At 63.5% G+C, this 14,023-nt stretch carries 12 protein-coding genes and 1 riboswitch; of the genes, 2 read left to right on the top strand and 10 right to left on the bottom strand.

The window, feature by feature from the left end; all coding sequences use genetic code 11:
• Nucleotides 1-139: 139 nt before the first annotated feature.
• Nucleotides 140-1,471: an ATP-dependent protease ATPase subunit HslU gene (hslU, locus tag B4N44_RS03560; protein WP_296696995.1), complete on the bottom strand. Its 1,332-nt coding sequence runs from the start codon at nucleotides 1,469-1,471 to the stop codon at nucleotides 140-142.
• A 190-nt stretch (nucleotides 1,472-1,661) separates the two neighbouring features.
• Nucleotides 1,662-2,207: an ATP-dependent protease subunit HslV gene (gene hslV, locus B4N44_RS03565; RefSeq protein ID WP_296697018.1), complete on the bottom strand. Its 546-nt coding sequence runs from the start codon at nucleotides 2,205-2,207 to the stop codon at nucleotides 1,662-1,664.
• 365 nt (nucleotides 2,208-2,572) lie between these two features.
• Here hslV and B4N44_RS03570 point away from each other — a divergent pair, with 365 nt between their 5' ends.
• Nucleotides 2,573-5,203, top strand: coding sequence for a glycosyltransferase (locus B4N44_RS03570; protein WP_296696996.1), 2,631 nt, complete (start codon nucleotides 2,573-2,575; stop codon nucleotides 5,201-5,203).
• Between the two features lie 251 nt (nucleotides 5,204-5,454).
• Here B4N44_RS03570 and B4N44_RS03575 read toward each other — a convergent pair whose 3' ends face one another.
• From B4N44_RS03575 to B4N44_RS03610, 8 genes are all read right to left on the bottom strand, one after another.
• Complete coding sequence (locus B4N44_RS03575) at nucleotides 5,455-5,826, bottom strand: diacylglycerol kinase (protein WP_296696998.1); 372 nt, start codon at nucleotides 5,824-5,826, stop codon at nucleotides 5,455-5,457.
• Nucleotides 5,823-7,292: an aminomethyl-transferring glycine dehydrogenase subunit GcvPB gene (gcvPB, locus tag B4N44_RS03580; protein WP_296696999.1), complete on the bottom strand. Its 1,470-nt coding sequence runs from the start codon at nucleotides 7,290-7,292 to the stop codon at nucleotides 5,823-5,825. Before gcvPB ends, B4N44_RS03575 begins: the two co-directional genes overlap by 4 nt.
• 141 nt (nucleotides 7,293-7,433) lie before the next feature.
• The gene (tpx, locus tag B4N44_RS03585; RefSeq protein ID WP_296697020.1) at nucleotides 7,434-7,931 is read right to left on the bottom strand and encodes a thiol peroxidase; all 498 of its coding nucleotides are present in this window, start codon (nucleotides 7,929-7,931) and stop codon (nucleotides 7,434-7,436) included.
• Between the two features lie 145 nt (nucleotides 7,932-8,076).
• Nucleotides 8,077-9,477 (bottom strand): aminomethyl-transferring glycine dehydrogenase subunit GcvPA, encoded by a 1,401-nt coding sequence (gene gcvPA / locus B4N44_RS03590; protein WP_296697001.1) that lies wholly within the window; start codon nucleotides 9,475-9,477, stop codon nucleotides 8,077-8,079.
• A 209-nt stretch (nucleotides 9,478-9,686) separates the two neighbouring features.
• Nucleotides 9,687-10,079: a glycine cleavage system protein GcvH gene (gene gcvH / locus B4N44_RS03595; RefSeq protein ID WP_296697003.1), complete on the bottom strand. Its 393-nt coding sequence runs from the start codon at nucleotides 10,077-10,079 to the stop codon at nucleotides 9,687-9,689.
• 89 nt (nucleotides 10,080-10,168) lie between these two features.
• Nucleotides 10,169-11,260 carry a glycine cleavage system aminomethyltransferase GcvT gene (gene gcvT, locus B4N44_RS03600; protein ID WP_296697005.1) on the bottom strand — a complete coding sequence of 364 codons (1,092 nt, stop codon included), beginning with the start codon at nucleotides 11,258-11,260 and terminating at the stop codon, nucleotides 10,169-10,171.
• 387 nt (nucleotides 11,261-11,647) lie between these two features.
• Nucleotides 11,648-11,736, bottom strand: a riboswitch (glycine riboswitch).
• 275 nt (nucleotides 11,737-12,011) lie between these two features.
• Nucleotides 12,012-12,530: an SCP2 sterol-binding domain-containing protein gene (locus B4N44_RS03605; RefSeq protein WP_296697007.1), complete on the bottom strand. Its 519-nt coding sequence runs from the start codon at nucleotides 12,528-12,530 to the stop codon at nucleotides 12,012-12,014.
• A gap of 162 nt (nucleotides 12,531-12,692) precedes the next feature.
• Entirely contained in the window at nucleotides 12,693-13,232 is a 540-nt protein-coding gene (locus B4N44_RS03610) for a zinc ribbon-containing protein (RefSeq protein ID WP_296697009.1), read from the bottom strand.
• A 270-nt stretch (nucleotides 13,233-13,502) separates the two neighbouring features.
• Here B4N44_RS03610 and B4N44_RS03615 point away from each other — a divergent pair.
• A partial coding sequence (locus B4N44_RS03615) for a class I tRNA ligase family protein (protein WP_296697022.1) occupies nucleotides 13,503-14,023 on the top strand: 521 nt, incomplete at its 3' end.

Raw genomic sequence — 14,023 nt, forward strand, 5'->3', positions numbered from 1 at the left:
CGCGAATCTAACGCGGACGTTTTGAAGGGGGGTTGATTGGACCAAAAAGACCTTGTTCTACACCGCGTCAGCTCCGGCGACGCGAGGCCGAGATGCGTTCGACAATAGACAACACCGGCGCATGGGGGGTGGACGCGGTTTAGAGGATGTAGCGCGACAGGTCCTCGTCGGCCGCGAGCCCGGCCAGATTCCGATCGACATAGGCGGCGTTGATGGTCACGGTCACGCGATCCAAGTCCGATGCGTTGTAGGAGACGTCCTCGAGCAGCCGTTCCAGAACGGTGTGCAGGCGACGTGCCCCGATGTTTTCGGTCCGCTCGTTGACCTGCCAGGCGATCTCGGCGAGTCGACGAATGCCGTCCTCGGTGAACTCCAGGGCGACGCCCTCGGTGGCCATCAGGGCACGGTACTGATCCGTCAAGGAGGCGTCCGGCTCGGTCAGAATCCGCACGAAGTCCTCCGTGGTCAGTGCCTTGAGCTCGACACGGATCGGCAGGCGGCCCTGCAGCTCAGGGATCAGATCGGACGGCTTGGAGAGATGGAAGGCACCGGAGGCGATGAAGAGGATGTGATCGGTGCGCACCGAGCCGTGCTTGGTCGACACGGTGCTGCCCTCCACCAGCGGCAAGAGATCGCGTTGAACGCCCTCGCGCGAGACATCGGCGCCCGCCATGCCTTCGCCGCGCTTGGTGACCTTGTCGAGCTCGTCGAGAAAGACGATGCCGTTTTGCTCGACGTTCTCGATGGCGCGCAGCTTCAGCTCCTCGTCGTTCACTCGCTTGGCGGCTTCTTCGTCTTTGAGCAGCTGTCGAGCGTCGCGGATGCGCAGCTTGCGACGCTTCATGCGCCCTTGGCCGAGGTTCTGGAAGAGCCCCTGAAGCTGATTGGTCATCTCCTCCATGCCGGGCGGGGCCATGATCTCGACCCCCATCGGCGAGGCGGAGACCTGGATCTCGATCTCGCGCTCGTCGAGTTCGCCGGCGCGCAGTCGATGGCGAAATTTTTCGCGGGTCGCCGAGCCGGTGGTCGAGCGACTTTCTTCCTCGAAGCTCGAGGGTGGCGGGAGGAGTGCGTCGAGGATGCGCTCCTCCGCGGCGGCCTCGGCCTGCCCCGCGAGCTTCGCCATCTCCTGCTCGCGCGCGAGCTTGATCCCGATGTCGGCCAGGTCGCGAATGATGGACTCGACATCGCGCCCGACATAGCCGACCTCGGTGAATTTGGTCGCCTCCACCTTTAGAAAAGGCGCGTTGGCCAAGCGCGCCAAGCGCCGCGCGATCTCTGTCTTGCCCACGCCGGTCGGGCCGATCATCAGGATGTTCTTCGGCGTGATCTCCGAGCGCATCGGCTCCGGGATCTGGGAGCGACGCCACCGGTTGCGCAAGGCGATGGCGACGGCGCGCTTCGCCTCGTCCTGACCGACGATGTGCTTGTCGAGCTCCGAAACGATGCGTTGTGGGGTGATTTCCGACATCTGGGTCTGTCCGTCGAGAGGGTCGCCCGGGTCGAGCGACCGGTTGGATGGAGGTATTGACCTCACGAGGCTGCGACGCGAATCGCCGCCGGAGCGCGGGAGGTGTCGGCGGCGCAGGCCGAAGTCCGTCCGTGCGGTGATCGACACCGGTGTCCGGCCAGAGGCTCGGCCAAAGCGCGACAGTCAGGCTTCACCGGTCCGTGTCGAGCTCTTCAAGCACCAGATTGCGATTGGTATAGATGCAAATGTCCGCGGCGATGTTCAAGCCCTTCTCGACGATCTCGCGGGCACCGAGCTCGGTGTTCTCGAGCAGCGCGCGGGCCGCAGCCTGAGCGAAGGACCCGCCGGACCCGATGGCCATGAGGTCGTTCTCGGGCTCCACCACGTCGCCGGTTCCGGAGATGATGAGCGAGGTCTGCGCGTCGGCGATGCAGAGCAATGCCTCGAGCCGACGCAGCATGCGATCGGTCCGCCAGTCCTTCGCCAGCTCGACGGCGGATCGGGTCAGGTGACCCTGGTGCTTCTCGAGCTTGCCCTCGAAGCGCTCGAAGAGCGTGAAGGCGTCCGCCGTGGCGCCGGCGAACCCGGCGATCACCTGCCCTTTGAAGAGGCGGCGCACCTTGCGCGCGTTCCCCTTCATGACCGTCTGCCCGAGCGAGACCTGCCCGTCGCCGCCGATCACGACCTTGCCGCCGCGCCGAACCGAGAGAATCGTCGTACCGCGAAAACTTTCCATCATGATGCTTCGCTGCTGTTCCGATCTCGCTATTCTACGGCATCGGCGAGCGAAGCGATGCGCTTTGAGGCGGCGTCGTCTTGCTTCGTCACTCCGGCCACCCAAAACATCAGCCGCTCATGACACCCCCTCTGCGGCGTCACGCGTGCCCCGTGGCGCTCTGCGCCACGGGGCACGATGGCCGGAGTTACGCGCAAGGTCGGCGGCGTTGCGGCCTCCCGGGCCGGCCGGCGGCCCCACGCTTGCCCCCTGCCGCCGGGCTTACTGGCCAAGGCTCGGTGTTGGCTTGTCACGATTTCGCATTTCCGGCATCCTCTTTAAGGAAATTCTCGATCTTTCTTCATTTCATTTGCGACGGATCTATCATGCGAGTGTTGATCGTGACGCATGCCGCTTGTTTTCAGGCCGATCGAATTGTGTCGGGAAATGCGGTTCGAGCGCACTATTTCGGTAAAGGGCTTGTCCAAAACGGTATTGACGTTACCTTCGCGTATCCCGCGGATTTGGCTTCGGACGAAGAGCTGAATGAAGCAGGCACCGGTTCGAGCGATGTTCGATTCTTCGGGAGTCGCTCCGAGCTCCACGAGCTGATCGGCGAGGTCCAGCCGCAAGCGATCCTGGTCGGCTATTGGGAGTTTTTGGAGCATTTCCCCGATGATTACGAGATTCCGCTGATCGCCGATCTCATTGCCCCACGTATCCTCGAGGCGCTTTTTCAGGATCATCAGGACGTCAACCTGCACGCGAGCAAGATGCTGGCCTTGTATCGCAAAGCCAGCCGCTTTATCTGCGGTACCCAGCGGCAGCGCCAGTTTCTGATTCCCTGGCTCATTCTTGCCGGATTCGATTGCCGCTTCGGTGCGCCCATCGACATCATTCCGATCTCGACGGAACCTCTGTTGCCGCGCCGTCGCGCGAATCCGACGGATCCTTGGGTCATCGTGACGGGCGGCGTGTCTTGGCCATGGCGCATGGGTCAGCGCTATACGGATGCAATACGCGCGACCCTCGCCGCGGGCAAGGCAATGAAGGGGCGCTTGCTTCTGCTTTCGGGCGGCTATGTTCACGAAAGCGCGGCCGGCTCCGAGAGCGCGGCGTCGGCAGACGAAGATACGCAAGACGACGCGATGATTCAACAGGTTGGTCTTTTGCCGTACGGGGACATGGAGCGCTTGTTCAGCGAGCAGTGCGATATCGGTATCGAACTCTCCGACTACAATATCGAACGGGATTTCAGCGCATCCTTCCGCTCCATCGAGTTTCTACGGTGCGGGCTGCCCGTGATATGCAACCACACGCTCGAGTTGGCCCGGCAGGTGACCGACTATGATGCCGGCTGGGTCGTTGAAGGCCCCGACGATCTGCCCGCGCTGCTCGAAGCGATCTCCGGCGATCCACTCGATTACAAACGGAAGTCCGTCAATGCCATCCGATTGGTCGAAGAGCGCTACCACTACCTCAAAACGATCGTCCCCTTGGTGGAATATCTTCGCAACCCGTCGACCCCTGACAAGACCGATGATTGGTTCTTTCGTGGGTCCGAGAAACTGCTGTTGGATCTGCATCAACAGGTGAGCGAGCTGGATCGTCAACTGCGTCACAGGAGCATAAGCTGGCGGCTCCTTCAATCCTTCAGAAAGCTCACCCGGAAGCTGGTTAGCTTGAAGAGCTTGCTCCTTCGTGCCGGGGCAAGCGTCTATCGGCGAGGATGGAAGCGTCCTGTGCAGCGCGAGGAGTTCGCCTTGGAGTCGGGGAGGTATACCCCACGGGCGGAGGGTTCTCCGCACGATAAATGGTTTGATCGTAAAGGTCGATATGTCGCGATCTTGAGCCGAGAGGATGTCTTTCCGACAAATCACGGCGCAGCGGTGAAAATCGAGCGAACAGCTTGGGCGCTGTCATACTTCGTCGGCGGGGTATTTCTGATTACGGGTGACTGGGGCCGCTATTACGAATTCAAGAATGGAAGCGCAACAGAGAAGTACTTTCCACTTCCGATTAGACTCTCCGGTATCTCGGGGATGTTGCTACGAAAAAAGCTGTTGCAAACGGGCGTTCCGATTAAAGAGGCATCAGTCTTCCATGCCTTGTTCGACTGGGGTTATTTTATTCGTCTGATATATCTCGCCTTACGATATCGCATCGTCTTGTATCAGGCAGAATTTCCGGCCTACGCGCAGGCCTGCATCTGGGCGAATCGCCTTCTTCCCGGAAAGACCTTGTTGGTCGAGCACAACGTCGAGTGCGATCGGATCAAGGCCCAATATCCGGAGCTATCGCAGCAGGCTTACGAGTGGCTGCGAGATCAGGAGGTGAGGCTGTGCAATCAGGTGGATAAGGTCGTTGCGGTATCGGCGCCGGATCGTGATTTGCTCATCGGTCACGGGGTGGATCCGGACAAAGTGCATGTGATCCCGCACGGAGTCGATCTGGGTGCGTTCGATAAGAATTACGATTTCAACTTGCGCGATGCCTACGGGGTGCCGGCGGATACGCGTATTATCCTTTACCACGGAATCTACAGTTACAAGCCAAATCTCGAATCGATCCTGATTCTCGCTAAAGAGATCCTGCCGCGATTGAGGGCCCGAGGGTGGAAGGCAAAGGTTTTTGCCGTCGGACCCGAGGCACCCCTTGAGGAGATTGATCCCGATGTCGTCTTTACCGGATCGGTCGAGCAGCTCGCGCCTTATCTCAAGAGCGGGGACTTGGCCGTGGTCCCGCTACAGCAGGGCGGTGGAACGCGAATGAAGATCTTGGAGTATTTCGCGGCCTCGATACCGGTCGTGACTACCTCGAAAGGGGTCGAGGGGATCCCGGGCGAGAACGGTTCGCAAGTCCTCATCGAGGATACCTTCGATGGCATGGCGAATGCGATCATTCGATTGTTCGAGCACCCAGAAGAAGGGAAGGCAATGGCCGAGCGGGCGAAGGAGGTCGTCAATCGTTCGGATTGGAAAATCATTGCCGAACAGTACATGGCGATGGTTGCGTAAAGAGGCCGATGGTCCGGATCCTGGTGGGTCATTCGATTGCGTATTCGAGGTGTTGATCGAAGGTTCGCGCAACCGCCACAATCATTGCCAATCCAATCCGGGAAGACGGACGTTGGCAGCCTTTCGAGCCTGATCGCATTGGTGCCGATCTGCTGGAGAGCTCGCGATTCGATTTTTCCCGTTATCAGTCCATGTTGGAAAAGAATGGCTCGCCGGACTGATACCTTCCGGGCTATCCCGCGGCTGCCCGTTCAGGCGAGCTTAGGGATGAGGATCAGCGCCCAGACGACGACGGCAAATACGATACTCGAGAAGACCGCAGCGGAGGCAATGTCCTTGGCGCGGGCCGAGAGCTCGTTGCGCTCCATTCCGACCCGATCGACATTGGCCTCGATCGCCGAATTCAGCAGCTCGACGATGGGGACGATGAGCAGGCTGCCGACGAGCATGGCGCGCTCCACCGCGGAGTCGCCGAGCCACACCCCGAGCGGGATGAGCGGAATCAGCAGGAAGACCTCCTGGCGGAAGGCTTCCTCGAGCTCGAAACACGCCTTGAACCCCTTCATCGAGTAGCCGAAGGCGTAAACGACACGCCGCCAGCCCTTGGATTTTCCTTTGGTCATGTGGATCCTTGCTGCTGTCCTTGAGGTTGCCAAGCGAGATCGAGCTGACGCGCGGCGCGCACGTCGTCGAGTCGGCGCACCGGCATGGTATGTGGAGCGGTCTTCACCAACTCGGGATTGGTTTGTGCCTCCTCTCTGATGGCGATCATGGCGGCGACGAAGCCGTCGAGATCCTCCTTGCTCTCGCTCTCGGTCGGCTCGATCAGCAGACACTCGGGAACCAGCAGCGGGAAGTAGGTGGTCGGGGCGTGATAACCGTAGTCGAGCAGGCGCTTGGCGAAATCCATCGCATTGACGTCCAGCTCCTTCGCCTCGCGCTTGAGCGTGATGATGAACTCGTGACTGGCGCGACGTTGCGGGTAGGCGGCATCAAAGCCGGCGGCCTTCAGCCGTGCCATCAGATAGTTGGCGTTCAGGGTCGCGAACTCGGAGACGCGGCGCATCCCTTCGCGTCCCAGAAGCCGCGCGTAGATATAGGCGCGCAGCAGGATCCCCATGTTGCCGCCGAAGGCGGTGAGGCGCCCGATGCTCTCGGGGCGCTCGTGCTCGGCCAGCCAGCGGTACTCCTCCCCGTCGAATGCGACCAGCGGGACGGGCAGGTAGGACTCCAGGCGCGCCGAGACACCCACCGGTCCTGCACCCGGACCGCCCCCGCCGTGGGGCGTAGAGAAGGTCTTGTGCAGGTTCATGTGGATGACGTCGAAGCCCATGTCGCCCGGGCGAACCTTGCCGAGGATGGCGTTGAGATTGGCCCCGTCGTAGTAGAGCAGCCCGCCGGCGGCATGCACGCGCGCGGCGATCGCCTGGATGTTGCGGTCGAACACGCCGACCGTGCTCGGGTTGGTCAGCATGATGCCGGCGGTCCGAGGTCCGACGGCCTGCTCGAGCGCGGCGAGGTCGACGTCGCCGTCGGGTCCGGTCGGGATCTCGCGGACCTTGAATCCGCACATGACCGCGGAGGCCGGGTTGGTGCCGTGTGCCGCGTCGGGGACCAGGATCTCGGTGCGGGCCAAGTCGCCGCGGGCCAGGTGATAGGCGCGGATCATGGCCACGCCGGCAAGCTCGCCTTGTGCGCCGGCAGCAGGGGCCAAGGAGACCGCGTGCATCCCGGTGACCTCTTTGAGCATCTCTTGGAGCTCGTAGAGGCAGGCCATGAAGCCCTGGCTGTGGGACTCGGGTGCCAGCGGATGCCGCGCCAGGAATCCGGGCAGCATCGCCAAGGTGTTGCAGGCCCGCGGGTTGTACTTCATGGTACAGGAGCCCAGCGGATAGAAATGGGTGTCTATCGAGAAGTTCTTCTGCGACAGCCGGGTGTAGTGGCGTACCGCCTGAAGCTCCGAGACCTCCGGCAGGGCGGGTCGGCTCCGACGACGCAGCGCGGCTGGAATGTCGGTGACCTCGGGCATAGCGAGCGGTGCCTGCGCGGCGGCGCGGCGTCCGGGTCTGGAGCGGTCATGAATCAGCATGGCAGTCGGCTTTGGTGAGTGAATCGAGTCGGAACCGCAAAGGCGCGAGCTTGGCGCGAGAACAGCGCCATCGGACAACAGACCCCGGGCCGGGCGCTTCCTTTGCGCCCTTCGCGGCTTTGCGGTTCAAGAAGATGCGCTTTAGAGCGCAGCCAAGGCCGCGTCGTAATCGGGCTCTTGGGTGATTTCGGGCACGAGCTGGGTGTAGACCACGGTGTTGTCGGCATCCAGGACCACGACGGCGCGGGCGGTGATGCCGGCGAGCGGGCCGTCCTCGATGAGCACGCCGTAGTCCTTCGCAAAGCTACGCGAGCGCATCATGGAGAGCGCAACGACGTTCTCGATGCCTTCCGCCCCGCAGAAGCGGCCCATCGCGAAGGGCAGGTCGGCAGAGATCACCAAGGCGACGGCGTCGGATTTACCGGCCATCGCCGTGTTGAAATGCTTGGTCGAGGTCGCGCAGACCGGCGTGTCCAGGCTGGGGACGATGTTGAGCAGCTTCTTCTTGCCGGCGAAATCGGCCAATGATTTGTCCCCGAGATCCTTGTCGACCAGCTTGAAGTCGGGCGCGGTACTGCCGACGGCGGGCAGGTCGCCGGCGAGATTGACGGGGTTGCCTTGCAGTGCTGTTTGAGCCATGAGTGTGTCCCGATCGTTGGTGGTTGGACGTTGCATCCGCGTCGGTCGGGCGGACGTGCGAGGCCCGGCGTTCGGCGGCTGGCGTGGCGGCGCCTGTTGGGCCTTGCTCTCCCGGGCCCAACCGACAGGGTTGACGCAAGCGCCGCTAGATTTCCGGCGCAACCGGGGAGGGTGCCTGCGTTCGGGTGGCGATGATACGCCCGAGCTTGCTTGCGTAGGACTGCATCTCTTCCCCCGTTCTCATCTCGGTCGCGCAGACCAGGACCGCTGGATCGAGCTCGGGATAGTCCAGGCTGAGGTCGCATCCGCCCAAGATGCTGTGCGCAGCGAGGGAGCGGAGGACGTCCGCCGCGGGCGCCGGCAGATGCAAAGCCTGCTCATGAAAGACCGGGCGGTCGAACAGGGGTTCCACGCCCGGCAACGCGCACAGCAGTTGCGTCACGCGTGCGGTATTGGCATGACAGGCCGCTGCGACACGCTCCAATCCCTCGGCACCCAGGAGGGTCATGTGGATCGTCGCGGCGGTGACCAGCAGCCCCTGATTGGTACAGATGTTCGAGGTCGCCTTGTTGCGCCGGATGTGCTGCTCGCGGGCCTGCAGGGTGAGGGTGAAGCCCGGCTTGCCGTCGAGATCGAGCGTGCGCCCGACGATGCGCCCCGGCAGTTGGCGCACGAACTCCTGACGACAGCAGAGGAACCCGGCATAGGGTCCACCGGAGGCGAGCGGCATGCCCAAGGGTTGGGCCTCGCCGCAGGCAATATCGGCACCCGTTTTGCCCCAGTCGCCGGGCGGAGAGAGCAGGGCGAGCGCGACCGGGTTGACGACCCCGATCACAAGGGCGTCGCGGTCATGGGCCCAGTCGGTGAGCGCGTCGACGTCTTCGAGCACGCCGAAAAAGTTGGGCTGATTGACGACGAGTGCGGCATAGGGACCTTGCTCCGCCAGCGCATCCAGGGCCTCGATGGCGGTGTGTCCGCCACGCGGGTCGAAAGGCACCTCCACCAGCTCGATGCCCTGGGTGGAGACAATGCTGCGCAGCGTGCGCCGATAGGCCGGGTGCAGGGAGCGCGGGACGAGAACCTTTTCGGACTTGACCTTGCGGTTTGCGCGCACCGCCATCAAGACCGCCTCGGCGAGGCCCGAGGCGCCGTCGTAGAGCGAGGCGTTGGAGACGTCTAGTCCGGTCAAGGCGACCATCATGGACTGGAACTCGTAGAGCAGCTGCAGGGTCCCCTGGCTGGCCTCGGCCTGATAGGGTGTGTAGGCGCTGTAGAACTCGCCGCGGGTCGCGATCTGCCAGACGGCGGCCGGGATGTGATGATCGTAGGCACCGGCGCCGATGAAGCAGAGCGGCTGGCCGTCGGCGCGCGCGCGCGACTGCATCAGTCGGCCGATGTCCATCTCGGCCATGCCGGCGGGGATGGCGGCCAGCTCCCCGATCTGAAGCTCGGCCGGGATTTCGTCGAACAGATCATCGATGGAGGCGACGCCGACGGTGTCGAGCATCGCGACGATGTCGTCCGGGGTGTGGGGTACGAAGGGCATAGCTCAGGGTCCCGGCTGAACCGCGTCAGGTGCGGTATGCGTTGTTCGAGTATTGAAGCGGCCATGCACCCATTTACAAACCTCGCAGCGGACGCGGTTCAGGATATTGAAATTTCTTAAAACCTAAACCGCGTCACCTGCGGGCGTTCGTGGCGCCTTCCGGGCTCGACCACATGAGTGCATCGCATGTCCTACCGGACGCGGTTTATCTAGGTCTCGTCTTCGACGACCTGTTGATAGGCGGCCGCGTCCAGGAGTCCCGCGAGTGCTGTCATGTCGTTCGGCGCGAGGCGGAAGATCCAGCCTTCGTCGTAGGGGCTGTTGTTGATCGCCTCCGGGCTGTCGTTCAGAAGCGCGTTGGACTCGATGACCTCGCCTGCGAGCGGCGAATAGATGTCGGAGGCGGCCTTGACCGACTCGACCACCGCGCAGGCCTCGTCTGCGTCGACTTCGCGCCCTTGATCCGGGATTTCGACAAAGACGATATCGCCGAGCGCCTCCTGGGCGTGATCGGTAATGCCGACGGTGACGGTGCCGTCGCCGTTGTCTCTGATCCACTCGTGGCTTTTGGTGTATTTCAGGTCAGCAGGGGCGTCGCTCATGGTTCTCTCCGATCAATCGACGGGTTGTCTGTGCGCTCTTCGCGCCTTGGCGGATCTAGGTTCAAATGTCCGGGTCCCGACCACAGTGGTCAGAGGTCGATGCAGATCCGGCCGTGTCGCACGAACGGCGGTTTAACGATACGTGCGCTCACGGGTTTACCGCGGATGTCGACTGCGCAGTCCGCGGATGTGCCGGGCTCGACCCGCGCGAACGCGATCGAGCGCTCCAGGGTCGGCGAGAACCCGCCCGAGGTGACCTCTCCGACCACCCGACCGTCCGCGAGGACGCTCTGGTGCGGGCGCAGGACGCCGCGGCCGGTCAAGAGGAGACCGACGAAGTCGCGTCGGTCAGGATGATCACGTCGAGCGCTCAGGGCCTCGCGGCCGATGAAGTCGCGCTCCTCCGGCTGCCAGGCGATGGTCCAGCCCAAGCCGGCGTCGAGCGGGCCGACCGTCTCGTCCATGTCCTGGCCGTAGAGGTTCATGCCGGCCTCCAGGCGCAGCGTATCCCGAGCGCCGAGGCCGCAGGGGCGAACATCCGCCGCGAGCAGCTCGCGCCAGAGTGCCGCGGCATCCGCGCTCGGCAGCATGATCTCGAAGCCGTCCTCTCCGGTATAGCCGGTGCGCCCGACGAACCAGTGCGCGTCTTCGGCGGCGAAGAAGGGTCCGACCCGCATCGCCGAGGCACGCAGCCCGTCGGGCAACAGCGGCTCGACGCGGGCACGCGCATCCGGCCCCTGCACCGCGATCATGGCGAGATCGTCGCGACTTCGGATGTCGACCTGCCGGCCCTCGGCCTGCGCCTGCATCCAGGCGATGTCCTTCTCGGCCGTGCCTGCGTTGACCACCGCGCGGTAGCGCTCGGGTCCGCGGAAATAGAGGATGAGGTCGTCGACCACGCCGCCCTGCGGATCGAGCATGCAGGCGTAGAGGGCCTTGCCCGGTGCGGTCAGCTTGGCCGCATCGTTGGCGAGCAGATGTCGCAGGAAGGGCAGGGCATCCGGCCCCTCGATGTCGACCGGGCGCATGTGGGAGACGTCGAACATCCCGGCGGCGCGGCGCACCGCGTGATGCTCTTCGATCTGCGAGCCGTAGTGCAGCGGCATGTCCCAGCCGCCGAACGGCACGATCCGCGCGCCGAGACGCTCATGCTCCGAAAACAGGGGGGTGCGCAATCCCATCCGACTCTCCGTTCGCCTGGTGGCTCGCCCGGCGGGCTGGCCTGTTGAGTCGGCACCGCTCGCGAGGCGTCGACTTGGGTTCCAAAGGGCGAAGGAAGCGGGTGATGCGCGAAGGTTGTGTGCGGGTCTGCCGTTCGGTACGGGACGGCGAGCCGGAAATCGATCGCGCTCGACAATGGCGTCAACCCGGTGCGGGGACGACGGAGCAGGCGCGCGTCGCTTTCCGGACTCATGCAGGCACAAGCCTTCGGGATCCACCCGGATCCTCGACACCGCCCCTCTGTCCCAGACCTGAGAGTTTGCAGGCGACCGAACGCGTCGGCCGCTGCTGCCCCTTCGGTGGGTCCGGGCTGTCGGTGCAGTCCGGACCGCTCTCCAGAGTCGGTCGTTATTCCCGCGGTCCTTTTGCCTGAGCGATTCCGGGCAGTGTTGCGCCTTCGGCGCCGGCCGAGGCCGGACTCTCCCGCGGGACTTGACTCGAAACGGGACTATAAGCGCGGTGCGATCGGATTTCCAGCCATGGCGCTTGCGGACTTAAACCGCGCCCGGTGCGGTAGGCTTCGGTTCGGTGGATTGGCTTGGCCGCGCCGGCTCCGACAACCCTCGGAGCTGGCGCGGTTTAAGATGATTTCCGGGAAAGGAATGGGCTGTGAAGATGCGAATTGATTCGCACGTACGGATTAGGCTTGCCTGTTGGTCCTGTCCGGGTCCTTAGGGGCGACCTCAATCGCCCCGGCCATGACGCCGCGACCTACGGACAAGCGCTCTTGTCGCCCGGGACCTTGCCGGTCAGCTGCAGGAAGGTGTCGAACGGACCCATGACACCCATGGCCTCCATCTTGGGCCCTTTGAACTTAAGCTTGCCGGTCGTCATTGCGCCCATCGCGCCGCAGCCTAGGCGGCCTTCGCCCATGCAGACCCAGTCCTCGTCGGTTGCATTCATCAGGTAGTCGACCTTCGGGTCGAGCGTCGTGGTCTTCACCGCGCCGCCGTAGGTGCACATGGCCTTGCCGTCCTTGTCGCTGATCTGCAGCTCCACGCGGCTGCCCTCTCCGCACTTGGTGCGGTAGAGCTGGATGACCTTGTATCCACGACCGGCGTTGTTTGCCGCCCAATTATCGCCGGCTAGACCGGCGGTGAGGGCGCCGGCCCCGTTCCATGCCTCGCAGGCGGACGCCGCCCAATCGGCGTCCATAAAGGTTACGGCCTGAGCGCCGGCGGAGACGGTCAGGGCGAGAGCCGGGAGAGCGAGCGCGATACGGCGAATCATGATGGTGTCCTCGTTTGGTTGTTATACGCGGGCATCGATGGTGCCCGCTGTTGATGTTGTTGTTCGAGCGTTTGGATGCTAGTCGGCGCGGGGCCTGTGATGCAACTGCGGGGCGGCGAGCTGATCGGGTCGTTCCCGGGCGAGCCCGCGCCGAGGCCGGATTCAGCCCTTGTCGCGAGGCTCGTCGCTGCGGCGGCGAAAGCTCATGCCGCCGCAGTCCGCGCAGGGCGGGATGCGTCCGGCCTTGACGAAATGGGTCTCGGCCCCGCAGCGGTCGCACACCAGGGTGCCGGGGCCCGTGACCTCGCCGGCCTGATAGAGGCTCATCTGGCGGGCAACCTCGGCCCATTGGGCCAGTTGCAGGCTGGTCTGGTCGGCGACCTTGGAAAAGGCGTCCATCATGCGCTGCTCGATCAGCTGCAGGTCGAAGCGCCACCAATCGCGGATGTCTTGGCCGGTCTCGGCGAGATAGTTGGCCGCATCCTCGATATCGCGTTTGATGTAGTCCGAGACCTTGTCGGCCTCTTCGCGGGTCAGCTCGCCGAGCTCGACCATGTTGTCGCGGGCCTTCTCGAGGATCTCGCGGAATTTGGGTACCGTCTCTTCCTGGGTCTTTTCGATGGTCTCGTGGGTTTGCTTGAGCATCCGCTCGTAGGCATCCACCAGTTTGTCGGTCGTCGTGCCTTTGTCTTCTTTGTTCATCATCCTCTCCGGTGGGTAGAGCGCGGGACAGCGATTAGCGCTGCGTCAACGCCTGACGAGTGTCACGCAAAGGCGCCGAAACGCCGATTCCTGAAGTGTGCAGCATGGCCGCGATTTCGCAAGGACCGGGTGCATCGGCCGGTCTTGTCTCGCCGTCCGCCCGATATGCCCCCGATGTGCCCCCAATGTGACCTAGGTCGCCGCGGATCCGTCCGCTGCGGTATCCTAATGCGCATTGCCGTCACCCCCTTGCCGGAAGACCGAACATCCATGCAGATCGACTACGACCCGCAGGCCGTCGAGGCCGCGGCCCAGCGCTATTGGGAAGACCACCAGTCCTTCAAGGCCGTCGAGGACCGCTCGCGGGAGAAGTTCTACTGCCTCTCGATGTTCCCCTATCCCTCGGGGCGGCTGCACATGGGGCACGTGCGCAACTACACCATCGGCGACGTGATCGCGCGCCATCAGCGCATGCTCGGCAAGAACGTGCTCCAGCCGATGGGGTGGGATGCCTTCGGTCTGCCGGCCGAGAACGCGGCCATCCAGAAGGGCATCCCGCCCTCGGAATGGACCAAGTCGAATATCGACTACATGCGCGTCCAGCTCAAGCAGCTCGGCTTCGGCTATGACTGGGAGCGCGAGCTTGCGACCTGCGATCCGGACTACTACCGCTGGGAGCAATGGCTCTTTACGCGTTTGATGCAGAAGGGTCTGGTCTATCGCTCGCAGGCGACGGTGAATTGGGACCCGATCGACCAGACTGTGCTCGCCAACGAGCAGGTGATCGACGG

Origin of the sequence: Thiocapsa sp. UBA6158, assembly GCF_002423035.1 — a bacterium.
Lineage (GTDB): Bacteria > Pseudomonadota > Gammaproteobacteria > Chromatiales > Chromatiaceae > Thiocapsa.

Coding starts and splice junctions, on each gene's coding strand:
- hslU (WP_296696995.1), bottom strand. CDS start 1,471: ATGTCGGAAATCACCCCACAACGCATCGTTTCGGAGCTCGACAAGCAC.
- hslV (WP_296697018.1), bottom strand. CDS start 2,207: ATGGAAAGTTTTCGCGGTACGACGATTCTCTCGGTTCGGCGCGGCGGC.
- B4N44_RS03570 (WP_296696996.1), top strand. CDS start 2,573: ATGCGAGTGTTGATCGTGACGCATGCCGCTTGTTTTCAGGCCGATCGA.
- B4N44_RS03575 (WP_296696998.1), bottom strand. CDS start 5,826: ATGACCAAAGGAAAATCCAAGGGCTGGCGGCGTGTCGTTTACGCCTTC.
- gcvPB (WP_296696999.1), bottom strand. CDS start 7,292: ATGCTGATTCATGACCGCTCCAGACCCGGACGCCGCGCCGCCGCGCAG.
- tpx (WP_296697020.1), bottom strand. CDS start 7,931: ATGGCTCAAACAGCACTGCAAGGCAACCCCGTCAATCTCGCCGGCGAC.
- gcvPA (WP_296697001.1), bottom strand. CDS start 9,477: ATGCCCTTCGTACCCCACACCCCGGACGACATCGTCGCGATGCTCGAC.
- gcvH (WP_296697003.1), bottom strand. CDS start 10,079: ATGAGCGACGCCCCTGCTGACCTGAAATACACCAAAAGCCACGAGTGG.
- gcvT (WP_296697005.1), bottom strand. CDS start 11,260: ATGGGATTGCGCACCCCCCTGTTTTCGGAGCATGAGCGTCTCGGCGCG.
- B4N44_RS03605 (WP_296697007.1), bottom strand. CDS start 12,530: ATGATTCGCCGTATCGCGCTCGCTCTCCCGGCTCTCGCCCTGACCGTC.
- B4N44_RS03610 (WP_296697009.1), bottom strand. CDS start 13,232: ATGAACAAAGAAGACAAAGGCACGACGACCGACAAACTGGTGGATGCC.